Source organism: Protofrankia sp. CiP1_Cm_nod2 (assembly GCF_920664355.1).
Taxonomy (GTDB): Bacteria; Actinomycetota; Actinomycetes; order Frankiales; family Frankiaceae; genus Protofrankia.
In genome coordinates this window covers 1-8,176 of the sequence record NZ_CAKKTL010000212.1, presented here as the reverse complement: position 1 = coordinate 8,176, position 8,176 = coordinate 1, and the positions used below count along the sequence as shown (strand labels likewise).

Here is an 8,176-nt window from a genome sequence, read left to right as displayed (position 1 = left end):
TTCCGTCGTTGACGGGTGTTCCGTCGTTGACGGGCGCGGACACGGAGACCGATCGGTCGACAGGCAGCACCATGTGACAGCCTCCCTACGCCGGCATTATCCGGACAGGTTCTGGCGGTCGGCGGCACTGTGGGTGGAACCCAGCCGCCCTCTCAGCCTCCTGCGTTGGAAGCTCCCGCGTTGACATTGGGTGCGACGCTACGCCCAATCGGCACCCTGCCGCCACCCAATCGATGGAACACCCCCCCACAACCGGCAGATCGTGTCACAGCGTCACCGCGGACGAGCGCCAGGTGAGATGCTCCCGGGAGCGGGTAATCAGGCTGGGACAGTGTCCGCCCGGTCACCGGGAACGCCCCCTCACTTCTCCACCCCCTGGGAGCATGAATGATTCTGCTGCCACTGCTGGCCCTCTTCCTCGGAATCTTCGTCAGCGGGCTCGTCCACGACTGGTGCTACGACGAACCACCCACCACGGATAATGCGGGCGGCACCCGTCCGGACGCCACGACAACCACCTGATCGATCATCCGCCAGCTATCAGAAAATTTCGGAAGAAATATCGTCTGAATTTCCCGGAAAAACGAGGGAGAATTTTGCTGGCCGGCCGGCCTGGAGTTCATCAGATGAAACTCGTCCGCCAATTTTAGGAAATACCTAAAGAGTGCGGAAGAAAGCTTGTTGAAGGAACATGAAAAGCGTCGCCCGGCGGCCGTGTTCCGAATTCTTTGTTCCGGGTGCGGTTCGCCGGATGCGGTTCGCCGGACGGCGTCGGCACCGGGCCGACGGTCAGGTCATCGCGAGCAGCCGGTCCGCGGCGGCGACGGCGCCCCCGGCGGCGGCGAAGTCGTCGCGCAGCCGCCGCGCGGCGGTACGGAAGGACGGCTCGTCCAGCACCGAGACGATCGACTCGCGCAGCGCGGGCGCGCTCACCCGGCCGAACCTGACCCGCAGGCCCGCGCCGGTGCGCACGACCTGCTCCCCGATGACGGGCTGGTCGTCCCGGACCGGCGCCACGACCAGCGGGACACCGTGCGCCAGCGCCTCGCACACCGTGTTGTTCCCGCCGTGCGACACCACCGCGGACAGCCGCGGCATGAGATCGAGCTGCGGGACGTGCGGCAGCACAAGAATGTGTTCCTCAGCACCGCTGCCGGGGGAAACGCCGGCAAGAACGCGGCCGGTCGAAACGCCGTGAGCCGAGACGGCATCGGCTGAGACGGCATCGGCCGGAACAACGTCGGCCGGAACGGCATCGACTGGAACAGCGTCGGCCACAGCGCCGTCGGCCACAGCGCCGTCGGCCACAGCGCCGTCGGCCACAGCGGCGGCACCGGGCGCGGGATTCGGCCCGGAGTGGCCGAGGATGCCGGGCGGCGCCACGACTATCGCCTGCAGCCGGTGCCCGAGCGGCCGGAGCGCGTCGACCGCGACCCGCAGGAACCGGTCGCCGGCCTCGCGGGTCACCGTCCCCAGCGAGACCAGCACATGTTCACGCTCGGCATCCAGCCATTCCCACGGGAAGGCCGCCGCCGGCCGCCGGCCGAGCGGTATGCCGACGAAACCGTAGTGGCCGGGAAAGCCGCCCGTGCGCAGCATCCGGGGTACCGAGCACACCAGGGTCAGGTACTCGGAAAAGCGCAGGTCGCCAGCGCACGCCTCGTCCTCGGACACACCCTGGGAGCGCTGGAAGTCACGTAACGTGTCACGGACCCAGCGTCCGGCCCCGGGCAGGAGCTCGTACGGATCGTCCAGTTCGGCGGGCGTGGCGGCAAGGGTCGCCCACGGCAGGCCCCGGCGGCGGGCGACGAGCGCGGCCCCGACCGCCTGCTGGTCGACGACCAGCAGGTCCGGGGCGAACCGGTCGACCTTCGCGTCGACCTCGTCGACCATCGACGCGGCCAGTGGGATGAGGAAGTCCTCCCAGAGGAACTTCAGGGCCGCCGCGCCCCGCAGCCGCCTGGACTTCTCCTCGACGGCGGCCCGGGCGGGGCCGGTGAACGCCCCGGCGAGTGGCAGCAGGGCGAGCCCGGGGGCCAGCAGCGGCCCGACCACCTCCGGGTGGCCCGCGACGGCGACCTCGTGACCGCGGCCGGCCAGTTCGGCGGCGATCCCGACCGCCGGGTTGACATGCCCGGCCAGCGGCGGGACGACGAACAGGAAACGGCTCACCCCGCCACCCCGGTACCGACGCTCTCCCCCGGGCCGGCGGAGGCGCTGGCGGGACGGTTGAGATCCGGGGGCGGGACCATCCGGGTCACCCAGTCGGGGGTCTCGAACCGCTGCCCGGCGGTGCCGGGGTGGGCCGGCGGCGGGCTGCCGGGCTCGAACAGCCACCATCTGAGCAGGATGCGCAGGTAGTCGGTGGCCTCCCGCAGTACCGCGTGGGTGTGGTGCGCCAGGACGATCAGGGTGCAGTCCGGGACGAGCCGGGCGAGCCCTCCGGCGTGGTCTGCGATGTCGGAGTTCGCCCCGTAGACCGCCAGCACGGGGACGTCCAGGCGGGCCAGCCGCCGCGGGGAGAACGGCTCGGTGGCGAGCATGTCCGTGGCGATCGAGGTCTCCCGCAGCAGGGCCTGGGCGCCGCGGGCGATCCGGCTGACCGCCCGCCCGGCGGAGCGCTCCAGCCACCGCTCGACCTCGGCGTCGTCGAGCCCGGCCGACACCTGCGCCAGCGACCGGGCCATCCGCGCGCCAAGGCCCTCGACGAGGAAAGGCGGTTCGATCAGGGTGAGGCTCGCCACCCGCCCGGGGTGTTCCAGGGCGTAGGACAGGGCCATCGTCGCCCCGTAGCTGTTGCCCACCAGGTGGACGGGACGGTCGACGCCGAGCGCGTCGAGCAGCCCCGACAGGTCCGCCATGGCGTCCGCCAGGGCGTAGCCGTCCGGTGTCCGTTCGCTGCGGCCGTGGCCGCGCAGGTCGTAGCAGATCACGTCGGCGCCGGCGTGGGCGAGGCTGGTCCCGAGCGAGAAGTAGAGGCTGGACATGTTGTCCATGACCATGCCGTGCACCATGACGACGACCGGCGCCCCGGGCCCCGGGCCGCCCCTGGGCGACAGCCGCTGGACGTGCAGGCGGACGCCGTTGGCGAGGACCTCGGCCATCGCTACGCCCAGGACCGGGACGACTGGGCCGGCTGGGCCGACTGGGATGACTGGGGTGACTGGGACGGCTGGGCTGGCTGGGGTGACGTCAGGCAGTCGGCGATGAAGGAGACGACCTCGCCGACCCGCATGTTGATCACTTCGTCGACGGTCCGGTCCGCGAGGAAGCCGACGAAGTCGACCGTGTCGCCGTAACGCTGGCGCATCCGGTCGGCGAGGGCGACGAACTCGATGCTCTCCAGCTCCAGGTCGGTGTCGAACGACGTCGACAGGCCGATCTCGCGATCGATCACGTACTCGTCGCCGATGACGTCGTGCAGCATCGCCACGACGTCACGCAGGATCCGCTCCTCGACCGCGGCCCGCTCGGTGCCCGGCCCCGCTTCGCCGGATATGGCGGGGCCGGATATGGCGGGGCCGGATGCGGCAGGGCCGGATGCGGCAGGGCCGCCGGTCGTCGGATGTCCGGTTGTCAGAGGCTTGGCCGTCATGTCCGCGCTCCTTCGTTCTCCCGTGCCGCCTGTTCGACCTCGGGCGAGGTCCACGCCACAACGTAACGATCAACAGCAGAGCCGTCGACGGAGTAACGATCAACGGCAGGGCCGTCGACGGAGTGACGACCAGCGGCGTCGCCCGCGGCGGGACGGCGGCCGCCCAACGGATGGCCGTGGTCGTCCAGGGGCTCGCCGAGCGCGTTGATCGACTGGTGCGCGACCCAGCGGGCGCGCGGCGGCTCCTGGTCGTCCGTCCGCAGCCGGAGATGGCCAGGCGTGATCCCCTCGACGACGAACCGTCGTGGCCGGCTCGCCTGGCCGGTGTCGTCGGCCCTGGCCGCGGCCTGCCTGGCGGCCCGGAACCTGGCCAGCCACAGGGCCCGCAGGCCGGCGTCGGCTCCGCCCAGCTCGGCGAGCAGTGCACGCTCGGCGTCCGTGAGCGCCTCCGTCCCCGTCCCCGCCGCTGCCGCTGTCTCCGCCCCTGCCGCTGCCTCCGCCGCTGCCGCTGCCGCTGTCTCCGCCGCTGCCGCTGTCCCTGGCGTAAGCGGCGTCACCCGTTCGATGTCGATGCCAACCGCGCCATCGGGATGCACGACCGCCACCGCGAGGAACGCCGTGTGCGCCACGGCGGCCCGCGGGGGTGTGGCCGGCACGCCGTCACGTACCGGCAGCCGGTCGATCACCGGGCGTCCGGAGCCCTCGTCCGACACGCCGATCTCGATGCCCCACACGTCGGTGGCGCCGTTGTCCCACAGCCAGTGGCGGACGGCGTCCTTCACGGCGATCCGTCCGAGCAGCCACTCCCGCGCGGCCCTGGGATGCTTCGCCGCCAGGACGGCGCGCTCGTCGGTGTCGAGGTGGTAGCGCGTGACGAGCTCGCGGGAGGCGGTGTCCGCCCAGTGCTCCCGGGCGAGCACCCAGCCGCCGGCGGCCCGTTCGGCGACGGCGTTGCGCGCCGGCCGCAGCAGCATCGCCCACATCAGCTCGTCCTGGGAGAACCGGCGGTCGGTCCAGCCCTCGACACGCGCCCACACCGTGCCGTCCGCGGCGCGTAGCTCCAGATCGGCGGTGATGGCGCTGTCCCGGACATCCCGTATCCACACCGTGCAGGTCAGCCGCTCCCCCACGGCCGGGTGCGGGCCGAAGAAGCGCACGCCGCGCAGGGCCGAGGGCAGCAGCAGCCAGTCCGCGGCGAGATGCTCCCGCGGCCAGTAGCCGAACAGCTGGCCCGCGGCGTCGAGCAGCGCACCGGGCGCGCTCGTCACGACGAGCTCCCCCTGGACGCCCCCGGGGGAGACCGGCCCGGCCGTGACCAGCCCCTGGTAGCCGGGGCCGTGGAACAGCCGTCCGGCACGGTAGATCGACGGCCCGTCCACCAGCGTGTCGTCACACGGCTCGGGCAGGGGCTCCGCCGACGGCGCCGGCCCCGGCGGGAAGGCGTCGGCGAGGATGACCGTGCCGTGCGCGTACCCGTCGATGCTCACCCGCACCGCGCTCGTGCCCGCTCCCGGCGGGCCCTGCCCGGCCGCGGCCGGCAGGACGGTCGTGGTGATGGTCACCTCGACCGCCGGCTCGATCGCCAGCCAGCGCAGGGCCCGGACGTCGGTGACGCCGACGACGACACGGCCGGGCACGGCCGCCCGCGCCTGGCCGATCATCATCTCCAGCACGGTGGTCATCGGGATCACCGGGAACCTGTCGGCGAGGTGCGGCCACCCCGGCGGCTGCCGGTAGAAACAGTGATCGATGATGTACGGCATCGTCTCGATCGACAGCGTGCGCCGCGTCCGCCGGACGTCCCGCCCGCCCGGCGCTACCGCCGGCCCCGCCGCCCCGGCCGACGACCCGGTCGGCACAGACGGCACAGACGGCACAGACGGCACAGACGGATGTCCGCCATGCCCGGTACGGGCGCCGGCGACCAGGCCGGCGGATGGCTTCTGGACGACGGCCGCCACCCGCGCACTGGCACCGGACGCGCCGCTCCTGACAGCGGACGCGGCAGCGCCAGCGGCGGACGCGGTGGCTGTCCATCGTGCCAGCACGGCTGAGATCATCGCGTTGGTCTCGGTGACCAGCGCGTCGAACTCGGCGAGCACCGGATGGCCGGTGACAGCGTGTCCACCGGCTGGATGCGCGCTGACAGCCCGGTCCCGTCTTTCCCGCGCTGTCAGCGGCCGGCGCTCGCGGGCCGTCGCGGGAGGGGCCGGACGGGCGGGCAGCCCGGCAGCCGACGGTTCCCGCTCCGGCTCCACCGGAGCCGACGCCGAGAGTGGATCCGGCCCCGGATCCGGGAGTAGGGCCGCATTCGAGCGCAGGGCCGGTTCCGAAGGCGGAGTCGGCTCCGCGGCCAGGGCCGAATCCGTGATCAGGGCCGAATCCGCGGCCAGGGCCGAGTCCGTGACCAGGGCCGAGTCCGTGACCAGGGCCGAGTCCATGATCAGGGCCGAATCCGTGATCAGGGCCGAATCCGCGGCCAGGGGCGAGTCCGCGTCCGGAGCGAGGACTGGTTCCGGGACCGAGCTCAGGTCCGTTACCAGGGGCGAATCCGAGGCAGGAGGCAGCTCCGGATTCGGGTCCTGATTCTGGTTCGGAGCCGGGTTCGGGTTCGACGCCGGATCCAGGGACGGATCCGGGGACGGGAGCAGCTCCCTGTCCGGCTTCGGAGCCGCGTCCGAATCCCGCTCCGGGTATTCCGGGTCCTGCTCCCGGTATGAGGCCTGCTCCCGGTATGAGGCCGGGATCAGGGCTGGCTCCGGGAAGGATGCCGTGGGCAGCAGCGATGCGGCCCGCTCACCGAGGCGGACCAGGGGGGCACCCAGGTTGAGCAGCATCGGCTGGCCGTGGTGCGTCCGCTGGGGCGGCCGCTGCCCGTCGTCGACCGCTTCTTCCGGACCGTCACAAGTGGCCGACGGTGACAACGACCGCAACGGGGATGGCGGGGACAGCGGCGATGGCGACGGTGACGGCCGCTGAGGCCCGGGGATCGGGAGCGGAATCGTGGCCGACGGGTTCGTGGCCGACAGCCGGTCCATCCGGGGCGCGGCGCCCTCGACCCAGAACGCGGCGACCACCCGTCGCAGCTGGTCCATGCCTGAGCGTTTCGGGGTGTTCGTGACGACCGTCAGGTGCTCCCGGCCCGGCAGCGTGTCCTGGACGAAGCCGGCGATGCTGCCCACCCCGACCTGGACGAAGACCCGCACGCCCTCGGCGTACAGCCGCTCGACGAGCTGGCGGAACCGGACCGGCTCCAGCAGATGGCGCACCGCCAGCTCCCGGATCCCGTTCTGGTCGTCGGGGTAGGGCGCGACCGTCGTCGCCGACCACACCGGCACCGTCGGCGTACGGATCGGGATGCTGGCCACGTCGGCCCGGACCTTCGCCAGGAACGGGGAGAGGAACGGGGAGTGGAAACCGGAGCGGAACGGCAGGATCCGGCCCAGCACGCCCTGGCCCCGCAGCCGTTGCAGGGCGCTCTCGACGCTGCGCTCCTCCCCGCAGATGATCGACTGATGCGGGCAGTTGTCGTGCGAGACCACGACGTCCGGGAGGTCCGCGATGGTGGCGGCGGCCGTGTCCGCGCCGCACCCGAGCGCGCCGAAGGCCACCCCCGGCACCTCCAGGGAGTACGGCTCGAACGAGGCGATGAACCTGTCCACGTCCTCGGCGTCGATCATCCCAGCGGAGATCATGGCGTTCCACTCGCCGATGCTGTGGCCGCCGACGAGGTCGGGGAAGATCTCCAGCCGGCGCAGCGCCGCATCGAGTATGCGGCCCACCTCGACGCTGGCGACACCGTGCTCCCCGAGCGCCTCGCCCCCGCCGCCCGTCCCGACGCCGCTCGTCCCGACGCCGCTCGTCCCGACGCCGGCCGGGCTGGGGCCGGCCGGGCCGGGGCTCCCGGGGTGGACGTACCGCGGGCGGGTGAGCGCGAAGTGCGCGCTGACGTCGTCCACCCGAGGGTGGAAGTTGTCCTCCAGGCCGCAGAACAGGAATGCCGTCCGGTCCGGCGTGGTGGTGGCGCCGAGCAGCGGTGAACCGGTGAACCACAGGTCGTTGCGGCCACGCCAGGGCCGGCCGCGCTCGACAACCGTGCGGGCGAGCGCCAGCCGGCGCCGGTCCGGCGCGACGATCGCGAGCCGGACCGGCCCGCCCTCGGGTGGGGCGCCGCTGTCGTCCCGCGCCAGCAGGTCCTGGTCGGGGATGGCGAGCGCGCGGGCGATCTCCGCCGGGCTCGAGCCGGCGAACAGCAGCACCCGCTCGCCGCCAGGCCGCGCGTCCGGGCGGCTGGACGGCCCGGTGGCAGTGGCCACTGCCGTGGCCACTGCCGGGACCAGGACCGGAAGCGGGATGGTGGCCGGGAGCAGGCCCGTGCCCGCGGGGGCGGCCGCCGCCATGAACGCGGCCGGCGGCATGAACGCGGCCGGGCCTGGCGGGGGGAGCGGTGCCGGGACCGGGAGCATGACCGGGACCGGCACCGGGATCGTGGCCGGGAAGGCCAGCGACGGCGCGTTCGACGGTGACGGCGCCTCCTCGACGACCACGTGCGCGTTGATCCCGCCGAAGCCGAACGCGTTC

Annotated in this window: 5 protein-coding genes and 1 riboswitch; of the genes, 1 reads left to right on the top strand and 4 read right to left on the bottom strand. The window is 72.9% G+C overall.

The genetic code is table 11. The annotated features are described in order from the left end of the window. Positions 1-64 precede the first annotated feature (64 nt). Positions 65-189, bottom strand: a riboswitch (TPP riboswitch). 198 nt (positions 190-387) lie between these two features. Next, positions 388-522 carry a hypothetical protein gene (locus NBW84_RS24530; protein WP_445548296.1) on the top strand — a complete coding sequence of 45 codons (135 nt, stop codon included), beginning with the start codon at positions 388-390 and terminating at the stop codon, positions 520-522. Positions 523-789: 267 nt separating this feature from the next. Here the strand turns inward: NBW84_RS24530 and NBW84_RS19290 are convergent, their stop codons facing one another. From NBW84_RS19290 to NBW84_RS19275, 4 genes are all read right to left on the bottom strand, one after another. Further along, positions 790-2,172, bottom strand: a complete 1,383-nt coding sequence (locus NBW84_RS19290; RefSeq protein ID WP_250286141.1) for a glycosyltransferase — start codon at positions 2,170-2,172, stop codon at positions 790-792. Further along, the gene (locus tag NBW84_RS19285) at positions 2,169-3,104 is read right to left on the bottom strand and encodes an alpha/beta fold hydrolase (RefSeq protein WP_250286140.1); all 936 of its coding nucleotides are present in this window, start codon (positions 3,102-3,104) and stop codon (positions 2,169-2,171) included. The genes NBW84_RS19290 and NBW84_RS19285 overlap by 4 nt, the downstream gene beginning before the upstream one ends. Before the next feature lie 2 nt (positions 3,105-3,106). Further along, positions 3,107-3,595, bottom strand: a complete 489-nt coding sequence (locus tag NBW84_RS19280; RefSeq protein ID WP_445548295.1) for a phosphopantetheine-binding protein — start codon at positions 3,593-3,595, stop codon at positions 3,107-3,109. Continuing rightward, on the bottom strand, positions 3,592-8,176 hold a 4,585-nt coding region (locus tag NBW84_RS19275), incomplete at its 5' end, for an acyltransferase domain-containing protein (RefSeq protein ID WP_250286139.1). The genes NBW84_RS19280 and NBW84_RS19275, both read right to left, overlap by 4 nt.

Coding starts and splice junctions, on each gene's coding strand:
- NBW84_RS19285 (WP_250286140.1), bottom strand. CDS start 3,104: ATGGCCGAGGTCCTCGCCAACGGCGTCCGCCTGCACGTCCAGCGGCTG.
- NBW84_RS19280 (WP_445548295.1), bottom strand. CDS start 3,595: ATGACGGCCAAGCCTCTGACAACCGGACATCCGACGACCGGCGGCCCT.
- NBW84_RS24530 (WP_445548296.1), top strand. CDS start 388: ATGATTCTGCTGCCACTGCTGGCCCTCTTCCTCGGAATCTTCGTCAGC.